The sequence below is a fragment of the Paenibacillus xylanexedens genome, assembly GCF_017874615.1.
In the GTDB taxonomy this organism is placed as follows: domain Bacteria; phylum Bacillota; class Bacilli; order Paenibacillales; family Paenibacillaceae; genus Paenibacillus; species Paenibacillus xylanexedens.
In genome coordinates this window covers 119771-134289 of the sequence record NZ_JAGIKV010000008.1, presented here as the reverse complement: position 1 = coordinate 134289, position 14519 = coordinate 119771, and the positions used below count along the sequence as shown (strand labels likewise).

Here is a 14519-nt window from a genome sequence, read left to right as displayed (position 1 = left end):
ACGGGTATAGATGAAGTAAAGATGCCAATTTGGAGGGGAAGATGTGAGTATGCGCCAAGCCATGATCATTAGTAATCCATCGTCAGGTAAGGAAGAGGCCGAGCAGTATGTGTCCCAAGTCAGAGAAATTCTGGAGTCACAGCAGTATGAGGTGGTGGTTAACGAGACGGCCGGGGAAGGTGATGCCACCAACTACTGTCAGAGCGCCTGCAAAGACGGCTGTGATCTGGTCATCTCCATCGGAGGCGACGGTACGCTGCATGAGACGATTAACGGCATGATGGATCAGGATCATCGTCCCCGATTGGGCGTGGTACCGCTAGGTACGGTGAATGATTTTGCGCGTGCGCTGAATATCTCGCTTGACCCGGAAGAAGCCATTAGGCAGTTACGTTCGAGTCAGACCCATATCGTGGATCTGGGGAAAATCAATGATCGTCTGTTTGCCAACGTGGTGGCTGCGGGTTCTTTGGCAGAAGCTCTGTTCTCGGTATCCTCGGAAGAGAAGTCGAAGTTGGGATCATTCGCATATCTCAAAGAAGGCTTGAAAGACCTGGTGAATACACCAGCCAATCATCTAACCATCGAATATGACGGACAGATCTGGGAGGGGGAATCGCCACTTTTTCTGGCGGCGTTGACCAATTCTGTCGGAGGATTCGAGAAGTTGTCCCCGGATGCTGAGGTGGACGATGGTCTGATACATTGTTTTGTTGTTCGCAACATCAGTGTGTTCAACAGCCTGACACTAGGTACTTCCCTGTTCTTTGGTAGTCTGAAAGACCATAAGGACGTGGACTATTTTACAGCCAAAGAAGTTCATGTTCGCTCAGACGAAGCCATTCGCACCAATGTAGATGGGGAAGAAGGTCCTGCCCTGCCGATTCATATCCGTGTCCTGCCAAGGCACATTGAGGTTATCATACCGGAAGAAGTATAACTTATTCTTTTGGAACCATAGGCTGGAATGAAGAACTATCATTTCTCCATATGAATGTAGAATAAAGCTATTGAAACCGATTGCAGATCTATGTCACAATCAAAGGTAAGATACACGATAATATTCGAATATGGAGGGAAAACATCTTGAGAACCATTAAATTGGGCAGCAGCACATTAGAAGTACCCGTAGTCGCCGTGGGTTGCATGCGGATTAATTCACTAGACGGTAAGGAAGCCGAACATTTTGTTCGTTCTGCAATGGAGGTTGGCGCAAATTTCTTTGACCATGCCGACATTTATGGTACAGGAACATGTGAGGAGATCTTCGCTGAAGCGGTACAGATGAATCCCCAAGTTCGTGAAAATATGATTCTTCAATCCAAATGTGGTATCCGCAAAGGCATGTTTGATTTCTCCAAAGAGCACATCCTGAATTCAGTCGATGGCATCCTGCAACGTCTGAAAACGGAGTATCTTGACGTACTGCTTCTGCACCGTCCAGATACATTGGTTGAGCCGGAGGAAGTGGCGGAAGCCTTTGATCAACTGGAGCGCGAAGGTAAAGTGCGTCACTTCGGGGTATCCAACCAGAATCCGAACCAGATCGAATTGTTGAAAAAATACGTGAAACAGCCACTGGTAGCCAACCAGTTGCAGATGAGTATTACCAATACGACGATGATTGACAGTGGCATCAACGTGAACATGGAGAACGATGCCGCGGTTAACCGTGACGGTAGCATTCTTGATTACTGTCGTCTGCATGATATCACCATTCAGCCGTGGTCCCCGTTCCAGTACGGATTCTTCGAAGGTGTATTCCTGGGTAGCGACAAGTTCCCGGAATTGAATGCAAAGATCGACGAGATTGCTACGAAGTATGACGTGAGCAATACAACGATTGCAATCGCATGGTTGCTTCGTCACCCTGCACAGATGCAACCTGTGACAGGCACGATGAATATTGAACGTCTGCAAGACTGTGTAAAAGCAGGAGATGTTCATCTCACTCGTCCAGAGTGGTATGAAATTTACCGTGCAGCAGGTAATATACTGCCTTAAATCCAAGTTATAGTGAGCATGATGACTGCTGAGTCAGTTGAGAACACGAGCCCGTAGATGGCTCGTGTTTTTTGTCTATTTTCAGGTTTGATGTCAGGCGCGTTTTCGATATAAAATAAGGATAGGAGTGTCCGTTTTATAAAAGGATTAAAATGGTTTTAATACAAATTAGTTGAAATTATTATATTGACCGATACTTTCTAATTACATATAATTACTTTTGCATACCGATAATCCCGTTTATGTTTTTTATTTTGGAGGGTGGTGTTCGTTTGGAGTCGACAACCACGATACGCGATCACTTGGAAAGTTATCTGAAGCGTGAACAGATGTCCATTAGTCATTTTTCGGAAACGTCAGGGATTAATTCGGGTACGCTCAGCAATATTTTGAATAAAAATCGGCCTATTGCCATGCAGCAGTTGGATCGCATTACTTCCGCCATGAGACTGGAAGAAGGTTACTTCTATGAGTTATACATAGACGAGTGTTTTGTACACGCGACCCCGGACTGGCGAAGACTGGGACCCTTCCTTCATCGCTGTGCCGAGTTGGACAAGTTGGACTGTATTGAAGAGGTTATTCGTCTGATGATGGATAATCTATCCTATATTCCTTTGTTATTTGATGTGGCTGAAGAATTCTTCCAAGCGGGTAAATTCAAACCAGCCATTCTTCTATATGAAAATATCGCTGAAAGCGAGAAAATGCAACATTCCGAGCGGCTTGCACTCTGTCAGTATCGACTGTTCAGGTTGGGACTGACGAATGATCAGCACCGGAATCTGATTATTGCATCTCGGTTCGAATATTATGTGGATCGGCTAGATGAACGCTACCAGTTGGATGCGCTTAACGAACTAATTAATGCATTTGCATCACTTCACAGATGGAGTAAAGTTCAGGAACTATCTGAAAAGCTGAAGGTGAAAGCAGCCATCCATTATGAGATGAATGGCCGAAGGAAACAAGAAGAGACCAAACGACCTATCGTTTTTTATATTATGTATGCGTATTTAGCCTGTGGAAGTGCCCACTTCCACTTGAACAACTATGAAATGGCATTGAAGTATGTTGCATTATACTCCGATTACAGTTGGGTGAAAGAGCCTGAACCTGAAGAAAAAGTGGTTATTCATCAGTTTCAGGAATGGGCTGAAGGTAATCGTTATATATATCAATTAATGGCTGGGCAGTTTGAAGTATTACCTGACTACCTCGCGTATATCTCAACGAAGGAAAATGAGATATTTCCAGCGCTTTGTGATATTGTAACGGCTGCTAACCGTTATGATATGAACATAGATCATGTACTCAATCAATATGAGCCATACTTCACTTATCATGAACAGAGAAATCGGATTGGGAAAGTAAGCAAGCAGGTAACCGATGATCGCTACGTTCGTCTTTTAGCTGGATTAGGCACGTATTGTCTTAAAAAAGACAGGTTTGTGGAGGGATTAGATTTTGTACTGAACAGCTTGAGATTTTCTATTGAAATTAGCGATGGACGAGGTATGCTTAGAGGTGTCGGACTGTTTGAGCAATACAGGGAATATGCGTCTGACACAGCTATACAGCAGTACAAAATCTTGATTGGTGAGGTGCAGAAACTCAATGAAGAGAAAGCTGGCTTTGCTGATAGTTACATGTAGTATAGTGGTGAGCATTGTAGCTCCTGTTACTGGACCTGTCCCGACTGTGGAGAATCCAGACCCTTCAATTTACCGAACAAATGATCACGGTTTAGGGACATAAGCCTGAACCAATGGACGCTTCTGAATTCATTTCAGAAGCGTTCTTTTTTTGTGTATTAAAGTGGAAGAATAAGTATGTCGTATCTCACATGCGCTTTTGATTGGCATAATACACTAAAATATGACAAAAAGGAGGGATACTATGGATCGCCTGGATTTGATATCACGGATCGAAGATGCCAGACAGTTGTTATATCGCATGCATATGGAATACGGCAGTCTGCTTCATCCGGAAGTGATCCAGCAATCCGTAGTCCTGGACGGGCTTATTAATCAATACAACAGAGTCAAGGTAGGAAAGGCGATGAATTAAGTTCGCCTATTTACATTTGCGTCTTTGTATACTATAGTTAGTTACATGAGTAACTAACCGACTAACTGACTAATGAATACGTATGAAAGTTGGAAGCACATGAAATCGACTTTGGATGAATCTCAGCCTATTTTTCATCAGATTGCTACAATGATTATGGACGATATTGTGGAGGGCAGATTGAAGGTGGAAGAACAGGTTCCCTCAACCAATGAACTGTCACGCTTCTACAATATCAATCCGGCTACAGCCCGCAAAGGATTGCAGGAGCTCGTGGACAAGGGGATTATATACAAACAGCGAGGTGTTGGAATGTTTGTTGCAAAGGGAGCAAGAGAAGCATTGCTCGTTGAACGGAAGCAAGATTTTTATGAAGAATACATCAAGCCTTTACTTGAAGAAGCCAGACGGATTCACATGAATGAAGACATGATCATTGATCTGATTCGCGGCAAGAAGGACAAGGAGAGTGAGTTATGATTCATATGGAGCAGGTCAACTACAGCTACCAGAAGACGCCCGTTCTGAACCAGGTTACGCTACATGAGAGTGAGCCAATCATTAGTGCGATCTGGGGAAGAAATGGAGCGGGTAAAACAACCATGATGAGTTTACTGGCAGGGCATAACCGCCCGGACAGTGGAACCGTTCAGATCATGGGTCAAGACCCCTATAATAATCTGGCTGCCCAAGAGCATCTGTGTTACATCCAGGAGAATCATCCCCTGGGGAAAAACTGGACAGTTAGTGACATGGTTCAAATGGGGCAATATTTTCATCCGCAGTAGAATCAGGAGTTGGCGGAACGTTTAATCGATGTGTTCGAACTACCGGAGAAGAAAAAGATCATTAAATTTTCGAAAGGCATGAAGACTGCCACCCAGATTATATTGGGTCTTGCCAGTAATGCGAAGATAACCATTCTGGATGAACCTACTAATGGACTCGATGCTGAGAAGCGTAAATTCTTCTACAATGCGCTACTGGAAAGTTATGAAGATAACCCGCGTCTGATTCTGATATCCAGCCATCATATTGAGGAGATTCAGCCTTTGTGTGAGTCCCTTATCGTTTTGCAAGCCGGAGAGGTGTTGTTAAATCAACCGATGGAAGAGATACGCGAAAAAGGGGTTCTTCTAACAGGGGGGATTGACGATATCAATCGAGTCACAGCAGGTGTTAAAGTTATAGAGTCTTCCCAGATGGGATCGACTGTGAAAGTGATGATTGATGAGCCCTACTCGAAAATGTGGAAGGATATCGCTCATTCGCAGGGTCTTTCCATTGAGAAAGCGACATTACAAGATTATTTGGTTAACAGAACCCGTAATCAAGAGGGGGTTAAACCATGAACGCAGTAAAAGGTACGAACCGACTGATTCGCGATGATATGCGTTTGTATCTGGGCATATTTTCATCCATCGCTCTAATGCTCGCCGTTGTATATCTGGCCATTGGCTTCATATTTGATGTCTCGTATGCTACGCAACTGTTTGGTCCCATGTACGGAGGGATATGTACGTTTGCAATCGGGGGAATTATTACACTGTTTCCGGTTGCGATCGGTATGGGCAGTACACGAATTCAATTCATGAAATCCTTCTATATGAACTCGGTATGGATGGTTGCAGGCACCATGGTCATTCTGCATGTGGCGTATTTCCTCATACACCTGCTTCAGGAAAAAGGAATTGTTGGCGTAACCCTTTATCAACCAGGCATGTTGTATTCAAACGAGTATCATTTCTTATCCTACCTGTGGATCGATCTGATGTGCGGTTTTCTCGTACTGGGAATCTCTGTCTTCCCGACGGTTTGTTGGATGCGCTTGGGGATGCGTAACTTCTTCATTATGTTCTTTGGGGTAGGGCTAGTTATCACTCTGATCGTTGTCTTCGCAGATTTTGGGGAGTGGATGAAGTGGTTTGCGAGTGTGAATATGATGACATTGTTCACCGTTCTGGGATGTATTGGTGGTGCGCTACTTCTATCTACGTACCCGATGATGAAGAATGCGCCGCTTACCATGAAATCCAAAAAAGACTGACAGGAAACAGTTATAAAGGAACTGGGCAAGGAATCTAAGCGAAACTTCCTGTAAATATGAAAAACACGAGTGCGAACACGCCTCGTGTTTTTTTTGTATCATCCTAAATCATTGGATTTACCTATTTAACAATCTTTATACGCCATTCCAAATGAAGGTGCATCCCTTAAGCCTGAGCCTGCGGTTTGAATCCTTCGTCTTTGAGATACTCGCCGGCTTCGCTACGCGTTTCAAAAGCCATATCCAGATTATCACCGGAATAAACATACCACATGTCATCTTCGTATTTTAAAGTCAGCGTATGTCCATCTTCATCGATCCACGTTCCGCCACCCGTAGAGGTTGTAGACAATGCAGGAGCAGCAGCTTTTACTTGTTCTGGTTCTTGGAATTCAACTGCGTTGGGATTGTGAGACATCGCTTGGATCGTTTCATCTAACAAGGTGCGCAGATCTGCTTCGGAGTAATCACGAATATTGACGAATCCTTTGGCATCGGTCTCATAGTTAGGCAGTAGTCCTGCATAGATATAACCGTTTCCGTTAGGGTGAATATGGAGAGCAACAATTTTTTTATCATACGCACTATCCTCGTAGTGGAAATTAACTCGACCGAGAGAAACATCTTTGCGTTGCAGTTGGGGATACGATTGTAGCACTTCTAGCTTTTGTTCCACGTTAAGCATAATTGCCTCCTGTAAATGTTCAATAGAGGTGATTATAACATGCCCTCCTGTTAATTTCCCGATAAAATGTTTCTCCCCAGTTCTTTTAGGTGTTCCATAACTTGCAGATAGGGATATGGCCCGTAACTTACACGTGCTACACCCAGTGTGGCAAGCTGTTTTGGTGAAGGCTCAGGAGACGTAACCATAACGTTAATTGGCAGCGGTGAACGCTCACACAATTCCTGAATCAGTTGGTGATCCTGCAAACCGGGTACAAACAGACCACTGGCTCCTGCATCTGCATAATGGCTCGAACGTATAAGTGCTTCCTCCAGGAGAGAGTGGTTATGGTGTTCAGGTGCATGTTGCAGAAAAATATCTGTGCGGGCGTTAATGAACAACGGGATGCCTGCCTGCTGCGCAGCTTCCCGGGCGGCGGACAATCTCGGGCATTGCTCCTCCACAGTGTACAATCCCAAGCCAGCGGGAAGTTGATCTTCAATGTTGATTCCTACAGCACCATGATCGATGACTTGCAGGATATTTCGCTTCACTTCTGACACAGACCTCCCATACCCTCCCTCTATATCGATCGTTACAGGCAGATCCACGCTCGCTGTAATCCGTGCGAGATTGGCAAGCACCAGATGGAATGGCATGGCTTCACCATCGCGTTCACCGTGGGCCGCAGCAACGGACCAGCTTCCGGTAGCAATGGCCGTTGCTCCAGCGGATTGGATGGCTTGTGCGCTTCCGGCGTCCCACACATTGACCAGAACAAGTGGTTTTCCTTTCACATGGTATTGTTGGAACAACGCTGCTTTTTCTTCTAAGGTACTCATATTATGTTGACTCTCCTTTGTTATATCATGCATTCCTTTGGACATTTGATGCGTACTTCATTACTTCATTCTGTTTTTCAGCTACCCTGTTTTTGTTTCTCGTGAGTCAAAAGCCAGTTTTTGCGAGTTAATCCTCCGCCATATCCGCCCAGCTCACCACTGGCATTGATTACACGGTGACACGGGATTACAATTGCAAGCTGATTGGCCCCATTCGCCTGTGCCACAGCTCGGCAAGCAGTCGGTTTTCCCAGTGCATTTGCAATCTCCTGATATGACCTCGTTTCACCAGCCGGAATGGCCAGCAACTCGTCCCACACACGCTTTTGGAATGGTGTTCCTAAACAGAACAACGGTGTGTCGAATGCTGTCCGAATACCTTGAAAGTACTCGTTTAATTCACGCTCAATAGACTGGATGGGAGCTGTAGTGCCGGGTACAATCGCTGATTTGGTTCGTTTGCGCAGACGCTCAACTTCGCGCTCCAGACCTCTGCGGTCCACAAATTCCAGTAAATATAGCGACTCCTCATCTGCAATGGCCATCATCGGGCCGAGGCGGGTGTCAATCCAGGACGCTTTTAGGATTTGTCCTTCATCGACTTGTGTAGGGGCAGCACCCATGATCCGTGAAAAGGCATCGCGGAAGCCGCTGCTTGATTCATATCCGGTAGATAATTGGCTATCAATCACGGTGCGGCCGGAGCGAATATTTTTCAGGGCAAGTCCCATGCGGCGAGCGCGAGCATATTCTACAAAGGTCATGCCGAACCGCTTCTTGAACTGTCGGCGAGCCGTGGATTCGTCGATGGAGAGGGCCTTGAAATCCTGTCCTTTCCAGCGTTTCTCCGGATTTTTCTCCACAGCTTCCACTAATATGCGAACGACATCGGATACTTGGTTAGGGTGAGAAAGTGGACGACAGCGCTGGCAAGGGCGATAAGAGGCCAGAAGTGCCTGCTGTGCCGTTTCATAGAATTCGCAGTTTTCGAATTTTGGCTTTCGCGCAGGGCATGTGGGACGACAGAACACACCTGTGGTTCGGACTCCAACATAGAATAAACCCTCGTATTCCGAATCCTTGGCCACAAGCGCCTCGTAATATTGTTCCTTCAGATCAGCAGAAATCATGGGGGCACGTCCTTACTCATTAGAATCTTTATCTATACCTATTATAGAAAAACGTTGCAGCAAGCATCGCCGAAAATCAGGCATGAATATTGGATAGATTAAATCGGATATAACATTGAAATTCGGTTGTTCAGAATTTGTTTAGAGTGAACTGGTAGTATAGACCTATCAGGGCAGGGAAACTTAGGCAAAGATACCTATATGGTGAAAAAGTGAGTTATTGATCATTCATTGTTATATGAAAAATACATAGGTAAACATGAAATTAAAGATTAGCGGAATGAAAGTTTGGAGGTCGACTAGAATGAGATATTCTACGTACAAAAGTATTTATGAATCCGTTTATACCAAAACGTCCGAGTCTCGCACCGTGTATGTTAAAGATCATTTCATGCAGCGTGTGAAGACGCCAACCTGGCTAATGAAGATCGTAACTATAACTCTAATTATAATCATAGGGTGTAGTGCTGTATTCACTGCATTTGCCGGAGATGAGCAATTATTATCGGGGGACCAGATCGTTGTATCTCAGGGAGATACACTGTGGGGCATTTCATTGGCACATAAACCTCAGCAGATGGACACTCGTGTGTATGTAGAAGCTATCAAGAAAGTGAACAAAATTGAGCATAACGCCATTCAGATTGGACAAGTGTTGGTCTTGCCTGGATTTGATCGATAAAATAAACGGTGCATGACGTCATGAACAGAGTTCTTTTTTTATTCATCGAGGTGCAGTTACATACTGAATTTATTAATCATTTACATATAATGGAGCTTCATGTGGGACGATATGGTGTAGTGATTAATAAGTGGCGTGCTATATAAGTTGAACTAAAGAATATTTACACTGACACTACGATGACAGAATAACCTTCCAATCGCTGTTATCCCCAGATTTTTTGATTCCCTTTTCTTAAAGGGAAAATCCGGGGATAGCGTATGCTTCCGATGCAGCTTTCTTTCAGAAAGCTTTTAGGCGAACGCTTCGCTTTTTCAGGTTTTTTCTGTCCTCTCCGTTATCGTGTAAATGACTAGTTCAACTGATATAGATATATGTGCTGTAAATGGATGAAGGGAGAAGTAGATGATGAAAATAAATATAAAGAAATCTGCACTTTGCATGTCTGTGCTCTGCATTTCGCTCTTAGTTAGTGCCTGTGGAGTCCAGAATAATGGTGAATCGGTTCAGGAGCACGCCTATCCACAATCGAAGCAACCCGTAGAGGAAGCTGGAGAAAACTCTGTTCCGAATGCGGATGCGAAGAATAACAATAACCAAGGCAGTGCCAGTGGTGATGAGGGCAAGCCTACGGCTCAATCGGAATCCACTGAACCGTCTGAGCAGATTGATATTGTCATTGACCAGACGGAGAAACCGAGCGAGGGTAACAGCTTTGATTTTGGAATTAAACAGGTCCCGAAGGGGTATACACTAACGGAGATGCGGTGGACGTCTAACACGGTGACGATTGTAAATTCGCTACAGGAAGCCATCGAACATGGTGGAAATGGTGAAGAGGGGTTTTACTTTAGCGGCAATGGACAATTCTCCGGCTTTATCTATTCGGATGAGATGAAGGGCGAGCGGGGCAAAGCCACATTTGTCTTCACAAATGATGAGGGGAACGAAATCATGTCCGAAAAAGAAATCACGTTGAAGTAACGCAGGCATATCATGAAGGCTCCATCTAGAGCCTGTTGAACAGGAAAAGCAGCCACTTGGGCTGCTTTTTTTGACATACTTAATTACAAGATCGCCGATCTATCTGTTGCTACATAAAGTCAAAGAAATAACGGACCACGTGGAACATAACCGGCGAGGTATAGGTCAGGCTGTCCACCCGGCTCAGGTAGCTTTTTTTGAGCGAATCGAACTTGTTGTCATCTCCAATTAACAGATCGCGCTTCAGTACAGACACCGTCAGACTTCCGAAGAATCCGGCCAAACTGATCAACACCCCGATGAACAGCGAGAACTTCCAATCAAATGGCGTCAGGTAGGGATGAATAAAATAAGACGTAGCTGTTGTCACTATGAATGCACACGCGAACCCTTCCCAGGTGACAAATGGATTGGCTGTAGGCACCACTTTTCGTTTGCCCAGATAGAGAGAGACGAGATAGTGCACCACATCATTAAGCTGTGTTAACACGACCAGGAACAACACCAGCTTGGACCCGTACTCCGGTGTGGCAAATGGGAAATAGGCCAGGTGGCTCAGCCCAAACACCATCAGCATTAGTCCCCATTGTGTGGAGCTGACACTGCGCAGGAAACCGACCGTACCTTTGTTAATCAGGCGTGGCAAGGGCAGCACCAGGAACACATATAGGGGAATAAACACGATAAACATGCCATACCATCCAATGTAGATCCAGTAGAACTGAACCGGGATCGCCAGATACGCCCACAGGAACAGCCTGCGGTCGGCTTTGCGTGTACTGCGAATCATGGAGAAGTATTCTTTGAGTGAGAAGAATGCAAGCACCATAAGGGAGATGAGGGACACGATGGGGTTAAAAAGGGTGGCGAGGCAGAAGATCACAAACATACCCCACCAGGTTTTGATTTTTTGGCCGATGCCTGAATAGTCTTTGCTTGGCTGAAGCTTTGCAATAATTTTGTACACGATATGTATCACAAGTAAAGCTATGAAGATTAACGTTAGTGTAAAGAGTGAACTGCTCACGTACCGATCACCTGCTTATTCAAAGTAAGATTCCATTATAGGGTACCTATGTTATTATGAAGGAATAGTACCAACTTGATAAGGGGAAATTTTGCTATGACAGATGAACGCTCCATCTATATCCTGCTTACGAATACAGGAACGCTGTTTACCAAGGTTATTCAGAGTTACACCCGAGCGCCATATAATCACGCATCGATCTCATTTGACCAGGAGTTAACCGAGCTGTACAGCTTCGGCCGCAAGCATCCGAGCAATCCGCTTAACGGCGGGTTTGTGAAGGAAGATATTCAGACAGGTACATACAGCAAGTATCCCAATACTACATGTGTCATATATGAGCTTCAGGTAACGGATCGTGAAGTGGAAAAGATGAAACGTGTGCTGCACATCTTCATCCGCAGCCGCCAGAAATATATGTACAATCTGCTCGGCGTGATTGGCATTACGCTCAAGGAGCCGGTGGAGTTCAGCAACTCCTACTTCTGTTCCCAATTTGTAGCCGAGATTCTACAGCGTTCGGGAATCAAACTGTGGAATAAACTGCCGGCGCTGGTGACACCGGATGATTTTCGCCAGAGTGAACGATTGCAATTGGTCTATGAAGGAAAGCTAAGCGAGTATACGCTGGGGAATGCAGAGCAAGAGTAGGGTAGGTGCGTGTGCTGATGCTTGCCAAGGAAATCGAACCATGAAACAGTCTGCTGCCACGAATGACGAGGCAACAGGCTGTTTGTGTACTTCATATGGATGATGGTGAGGATGAGGATCGGTCAAAATCAACCGCTTCAAGGAATTCGATCACTTCACCGTTCGGACTGTGGACGAGCGCATTTCTAACCCGAAGTGCAGGTTCGCCAAGCGATATCCAATCCGGTTCAACATAGGCTTTGGCTCCATGGGCGAGCGCTCGGTCATAGATATCTTCTACATCATGCACGTAAAAGGCGAAGTGTAACAGTGCGCCGTGCCGGACCGCTTCAGGAGAGGTGGCAGGTTCACCCTCGGCGGGAATGACGGCTTTTGGGTCAAATACCTCAATACAGGTACGCTGATCCGGAGAGATCAGCATACATGCCTCGGTAATGTGGAAGGAAGGCAAACTCCAGGAGTGACCGACCTTGAATCCCAATACTTTTGTATAAAACGCCAGAGTATCTTCGTAATTACGAGCCTGAATGGCTACATGTGCAAGTCCAATAACACTCACATTACATCGCTCCTTTTTCAGATTGTATTCTAAATTATAGGGTTGATATCGCATTGGAACCATACAATATCAAAGGATATAATGAGATGAAATCTAACTATTTTTAGCTAATTCATTAGAAAAACCTTATTAAATAAGTCGACGACTCGGAGGTCTTACAAATGGAACACATGATAGATGAAATCGATCAGCAGATTATGCGCTTGCTGCAACATCATGCACGTATCCCCGTTGCACAGATAAGCAAAGAAATTAACATGTCCCAACCTTCGGTTAAGGAAAGAATTCTGAAACTGGAGGAGAGAGGTGTAATAACCGGCTATTCAACCATCTATAATCTGGCCCGGTTAAACCGTGGAACCACGACGTTTATTTTACTCAAAACAGAGTATTGCGAAGAGTTGGTCCAGTTCTGTGAACAGGCTATCGAAGTCACGGATGTCTATCGGATTAGCGGTGAGTATAACTATCTGATCAAGGTACAGACGGCGTCCATTGAAGAGCTTGCCGAATTTCAGGATTCACTGGTGAAGCTGGGACCCTCCAAATCCCATATCAGCATGAAAAATATTATGGAAAACCGTGTTCTCCTTTAAGATATGAGAGAGACTAGAGAGAAGACATTTGTTCTGGCACCGGATTCGTTCAAAGAAAGCATGACAGCGAAAGAAGTATGTATCGCGATGGAAAAAGGTTTGCGTAAAATATACCCGACGGCAGGCTATATTCATGTACCTATGGCAGATGGTGGGGAAGGTACGGTGCAGTCCCTTGTGGACGCTTCCGGCGGCGTCCTTCACCAGCACGAGGTGAGCGGACCATTGGGTCAGACAGTCACTGCACAGTATGGCATTCTGGGTAGCGGAACAACGGCGGCCATCGAAATGGCGTCTGCCAGCGGCATCCACTTGGTTACCAAGGAGACCCGGGACCCGCTCCGGACGACAACCTATGGAACAGGCGAGTTGATTCGCGCATGTCTGGACCTCGGCATACGCAAGATCATCATTGGTATTGGTGGTAGTGCGACCAACGATGGTGGGGCTGGCATGGCTGAAGCGCTTGGTGCCAAGTTTCTGGATGCAGAGGGTCGTCCGCTTGCGCGTGGTGGCGGGGTTCTGGATCAACTGGCTCAGATTGATGTATCTGGTCTGGATGAGCGTTTGCAAGAAGTGGAGTTCATTGTGGCCTGTGATGTGACCAATCCCCTATGTGGGGAGTATGGCGCATCAAGGGTGTTTGGACCACAAAAAGGGGCAACTCCAGAGATGGTGGAGCAGCTGGATACGAATCTGTCCCATTATGCAGATGTGGTGAAACAGCAGCTGCACAAGGATATCCGTGATGTACCAGGAGCCGGAGCGGCTGGGGGATTGGGCGCGGGACTTTTGATTTTTACACAGGCTGTGTTACGTAAAGGGATTGAAATTGTCATTGAATATACTGAGTTGCGTGAAAAGTTGATTGCTGCGGATGTGGTATTTACGGGTGAAGGCGGTATCGACTTCCAAACGAAATTTGGCAAGACCCCCTATGGTGTTGCTCGAGCAGCCAAGGAAGCGGGTAAACCCGTGATTGCTCTTGCAGGCTATGTGGGCGAAGGGATCGACACCCTCTACGCAGAAGGTATTGATGCCATATTTGGTATTGTGCCTGGGGCAGCAGATCTGGATCGAATATTGCGAGAAGGCCCGGAGAATGTGGAACGTACCACCGAGAATATTGCTAGAGTACTGAAGCTGGGTCTACTTTCTTAGATCAGTGACCATCTGGATCTTATAGGGTCGGATTGGAATGCGATGTGACAAAGACGGGATACGGATATGCCTGATATCAGGTGATCTGTCTCTCGTTTT

Annotated in this window: 18 protein-coding genes; 13 read left to right on the top strand and 5 right to left on the bottom strand. The window is 45.6% G+C overall.

Translation table 11 applies throughout. The features are described 5' to 3' along the window. Positions 1 to 49: 49 nt before the first annotated feature. From J2Z28_RS12685 to J2Z28_RS12655, 8 genes are all read left to right on the top strand, one after another. A complete protein-coding gene (locus J2Z28_RS12685) occupies positions 50 to 940 on the top strand; it encodes a diacylglycerol/lipid kinase family protein (protein WP_211082889.1) in 891 nt (296 codons plus the stop codon). Between the two features lie 146 nt (positions 941 to 1086). Then, entirely contained in the window at positions 1087 to 2004 is a 918-nt protein-coding gene (locus tag J2Z28_RS12680; RefSeq protein WP_211082774.1) for an aldo/keto reductase, read from the top strand. A gap of 272 nt (positions 2005 to 2276) precedes the next feature. Then, positions 2277 to 3659, top strand: a complete 1383-nt coding sequence (locus J2Z28_RS12675) for a transcriptional regulator (RefSeq protein ID WP_211082773.1) — start codon at positions 2277 to 2279, stop codon at positions 3657 to 3659. 244 nt (positions 3660 to 3903) lie between these two features. Beyond that, a complete protein-coding gene (locus J2Z28_RS12670) occupies positions 3904 to 4074 on the top strand; it encodes an aspartyl-phosphate phosphatase Spo0E family protein (protein ID WP_074092797.1) in 171 nt (56 codons plus the stop codon). A 99-nt stretch (positions 4075 to 4173) separates the two neighbouring features. Further along, positions 4174 to 4554 carry a GntR family transcriptional regulator gene (locus J2Z28_RS12665; RefSeq protein ID WP_036611682.1) on the top strand — a complete coding sequence of 127 codons (381 nt, stop codon included), beginning with the start codon at positions 4174 to 4176 and terminating at the stop codon, positions 4552 to 4554. Then, positions 4551 to 4862 carry an ATP-binding cassette domain-containing protein gene (locus J2Z28_RS31170; RefSeq protein WP_244988261.1) on the top strand — a complete coding sequence of 104 codons (312 nt, stop codon included), beginning with the start codon at positions 4551 to 4553 and terminating at the stop codon, positions 4860 to 4862. The genes J2Z28_RS12665 and J2Z28_RS31170 overlap by 4 nt, the downstream gene beginning before the upstream one ends. 9 nt (positions 4863 to 4871) lie before the next feature. Beyond that, on the top strand, positions 4872 to 5426 hold the full coding sequence (locus J2Z28_RS31165) for an AAA family ATPase (protein WP_244988260.1): 555 nt from the start codon (positions 4872 to 4874) through the stop codon (positions 5424 to 5426). Further along, the gene (locus tag J2Z28_RS12655; RefSeq protein WP_211082772.1) at positions 5423 to 6121 is read left to right on the top strand and encodes a hypothetical protein; all 699 of its coding nucleotides are present in this window, start codon (positions 5423 to 5425) and stop codon (positions 6119 to 6121) included. The genes J2Z28_RS31165 and J2Z28_RS12655 overlap by 4 nt, the downstream gene beginning before the upstream one ends. A gap of 166 nt (positions 6122 to 6287) precedes the next feature. On the opposite strand, the gene J2Z28_RS12650 is transcribed toward J2Z28_RS12655, so the two are convergent. From J2Z28_RS12650 to J2Z28_RS12640, 3 genes are all read right to left on the bottom strand, one after another. Further along, complete coding sequence (locus J2Z28_RS12650; RefSeq protein ID WP_211082771.1) at positions 6288 to 6806, bottom strand: hypothetical protein; 519 nt, start codon at positions 6804 to 6806, stop codon at positions 6288 to 6290. A gap of 50 nt (positions 6807 to 6856) precedes the next feature. Further along, the gene (locus J2Z28_RS12645) at positions 6857 to 7630 is read right to left on the bottom strand and encodes an isocitrate lyase/PEP mutase family protein (protein WP_036671753.1); all 774 of its coding nucleotides are present in this window, start codon (positions 7628 to 7630) and stop codon (positions 6857 to 6859) included. 77 nt (positions 7631 to 7707) lie between these two features. Beyond that, positions 7708 to 8760 carry a bifunctional transcriptional activator/DNA repair enzyme AdaA gene (locus tag J2Z28_RS12640; RefSeq protein ID WP_211082770.1) on the bottom strand — a complete coding sequence of 351 codons (1053 nt, stop codon included), beginning with the start codon at positions 8758 to 8760 and terminating at the stop codon, positions 7708 to 7710. A 304-nt stretch (positions 8761 to 9064) separates the two neighbouring features. On the opposite strand from J2Z28_RS12640, the gene J2Z28_RS12635 reads away from it, so the two are divergent. Together J2Z28_RS12635 and J2Z28_RS12630 are read left to right on the top strand one after the other, a co-directional pair. Further along, positions 9065 to 9442, top strand: coding sequence for a LysM peptidoglycan-binding domain-containing protein (locus J2Z28_RS12635; RefSeq protein ID WP_211082769.1), 378 nt, complete (start codon positions 9065 to 9067; stop codon positions 9440 to 9442). Positions 9443 to 9847: 405 nt separating this feature from the next. Further along, positions 9848 to 10426 carry a hypothetical protein gene (locus J2Z28_RS12630; protein WP_244988259.1) on the top strand — a complete coding sequence of 193 codons (579 nt, stop codon included), beginning with the start codon at positions 9848 to 9850 and terminating at the stop codon, positions 10424 to 10426. A gap of 109 nt (positions 10427 to 10535) precedes the next feature. Here J2Z28_RS12630 and J2Z28_RS12625 read toward each other — a convergent pair whose 3' ends face one another. Next, positions 10536 to 11453: a phosphatidate cytidylyltransferase gene (locus tag J2Z28_RS12625; RefSeq protein WP_211082768.1), complete on the bottom strand. Its 918-nt coding sequence runs from the start codon at positions 11451 to 11453 to the stop codon at positions 10536 to 10538. Between the two features lie 96 nt (positions 11454 to 11549). Between J2Z28_RS12625 and J2Z28_RS12620 the strand changes: the two genes are divergently transcribed. After that, positions 11550 to 12104 carry a hypothetical protein gene (locus tag J2Z28_RS12620; RefSeq protein WP_211082767.1) on the top strand — a complete coding sequence of 185 codons (555 nt, stop codon included), beginning with the start codon at positions 11550 to 11552 and terminating at the stop codon, positions 12102 to 12104. Positions 12105 to 12195: 91 nt separating this feature from the next. Here J2Z28_RS12620 and J2Z28_RS12615 read toward each other — a convergent pair whose 3' ends face one another. Beyond that, on the bottom strand, positions 12196 to 12663 hold the full coding sequence (locus J2Z28_RS12615) for a VOC family protein (protein ID WP_211082766.1): 468 nt from the start codon (positions 12661 to 12663) through the stop codon (positions 12196 to 12198). Positions 12664 to 12824: 161 nt separating this feature from the next. On the opposite strand from J2Z28_RS12615, the gene J2Z28_RS12610 reads away from it, so the two are divergent. Together J2Z28_RS12610 and J2Z28_RS12605 are read left to right on the top strand one after the other, a co-directional pair. Continuing rightward, positions 12825 to 13259, top strand: a complete 435-nt coding sequence (locus J2Z28_RS12610; RefSeq protein ID WP_211082765.1) for an Lrp/AsnC family transcriptional regulator — start codon at positions 12825 to 12827, stop codon at positions 13257 to 13259. Positions 13260 to 13262: 3 nt separating this feature from the next. Next, positions 13263 to 14420, top strand: coding sequence for a glycerate kinase family protein (locus tag J2Z28_RS12605; RefSeq protein ID WP_211082764.1), 1158 nt, complete (start codon positions 13263 to 13265; stop codon positions 14418 to 14420). The last annotated feature ends 99 nt before the right edge of the window (positions 14421 to 14519 follow it).